This is a genomic window from Coxiella-like endosymbiont of Rhipicephalus sanguineus (genome assembly GCF_018687865.1).
The window spans coordinates 1-1,335 of sequence record NZ_NIQB01000063.1 but is presented as its reverse complement, the minus strand read 5'-3'; the positions used below and the strand labels follow the sequence as shown (position 1 = coordinate 1,335).

Below are 1,335 nucleotides of genomic sequence, written 5' to 3'. Positions count from 1 at the left end.
AATAATATTTTAGTATAATTTAATCTTCGAATACATATTTTATTTTCTTGAAGATTAACTTCGTAATTGAGAGCTGGAAAATTGTCCATTTGCGCCGTTTTTTAGGTCGTATCCTGTTATTAAATTAAAATCAGGTCTTAAAGGCTTCTAATGATTCAAATAATTTAAAATGATCACCAATTTTTGGCTACCTTACTTAAGTTAATTACCATTCTCTCCAGTAATAGTGAATACTTGTTCTGCTATATTACTCTGGCTATGCCCTGCTTGTTATAATCCATAAATTTTGCAACGCGGAATATAGGTCAAGTGTTTTTATACCAATAATCAGCATTATTTCTCAACAGGGTGGGGGGTTGGCTAAATGTCCCTACTCACCTAATATATTTTTTATTATTCGCTTGGAAAGATTCGCTTGGAAAGCACATTTTATTTAACTAATTTATCGGAAGTATAAACTCCCCCCACTCAATATTGCCTATCATCAACTGTTGTAAAATTAGTTCAATTGCTGAAGAAGTCCTTAAATTAGCTAACGACGCATCGGTAAGGATTTACAACAAAACAAAACAACTTTTGTATAATAAAGTCGTGGTCGTGCGGAAGCAATTTTTTTGTGTCCGGAAAATGTGTATTGTTTCGAATGTCGTTGATAATTTGACTGAAATCCATTTTGCTAAAATCAAAGCGCGATAACTCATCCGGCGTTAAACCATGGCAGTCGGGGTTATTCGTTTTCCCCGATACATTGATCGTAGTTTGATAAATTAAGCAAAGGCTTGACATTTTGCGCCAGTCTTTAAAGGGTGTTTTGACTGAAATTAAACGGCTATGGAAAGAGCAAGAACTCGTTAAAGCCCCGGCCCCCGCGCCGGGCGGTGGTATTTTTCTTTGTTTTTGGGTCTGAGGAACAAATTAAAGCCCCAGATATATTTTCACCTTTACTAGAGATGACTCTATCACAATCCACCGACCACGAAGAATATTTCGTAACTAAATTGACAAGAAGTAGTATCAAGACCTATCGGGTAGTTCAGTTTCAAAAAAAGCATGGCGATCCTTACTCATTAATAAACACTCTTGCATTATTGTTATCTCTTTATAGTTAATGTTATTTTTTTATATCGATTTGAATTTATCGATTTGAATTTGGTAACAATGTTCCCGCGGGTTAGGGTCTAGGGTCGTCGACACGACTCCATATTTTTAGACAGTTCGCTAACTGTAAGTATTGAAAATAATAAATAAAGCCAACCGATAAGCCGGGTTCTGTCGTGAACAGTCATCTATCTGGGATGTGTTGTCACCACACACCTCAAGCAGCTACCGAATCAG

General features: G+C 36.3%; 1 protein-coding gene. It reads right to left on the bottom strand.

Features of this window, described 5'->3' with window-relative positions:
• Nucleotides 1-528 precede the first annotated feature (528 nt).
• Entirely contained in the window at nucleotides 529-786 is a 258-nt protein-coding gene (locus B1F79_RS03675) for a hypothetical protein (protein ID WP_251366035.1), read from the bottom strand.
• Nucleotides 787-1,335 lie beyond the last annotated feature (549 nt).